Origin of the sequence: Profundicola chukchiensis, assembly GCF_029664245.1 — a bacterium.
In the GTDB taxonomy this organism is placed as follows: Bacteria; Bacteroidota; Bacteroidia; order Flavobacteriales; family Weeksellaceae; genus Profundicola; species Profundicola chukchiensis.
In genome coordinates, this window is the sequence record NZ_JANAIE010000083.1 from 1 (window position 1) to 217 (window position 217).

Genomic DNA, 217 nt, shown 5'->3' on the forward strand with positions numbered 1-217 from the left:
GGCGAGCCGTTGAACACCGCCAACCGCTCGCGCACATATTCCCCAGCCGGGGGAAACCCCGCGCCGAACGGCTCCCACTCGGCGCGGTTGTCGAAAAAATCCGCCAGCGCCGGCCCGCCGCGTTCGGGGGTCAGCCCGCTTTCGCCGGTGATCAACCCGGCCAGAACCTCCAGCGTCTCGGGCGACAGCTTCACCCCTCCAGCACCTGCTGGAACTC

At 69.1% G+C, this 217-nt stretch carries 1 protein-coding gene; it reads right to left on the bottom strand.

The window, feature by feature from the left end; genetic code table 11:
- The coding region (locus NLM59_RS11755; protein WP_304417967.1) for a hypothetical protein at nucleotides 1-217 on the bottom strand (217 nt) is incomplete at both ends.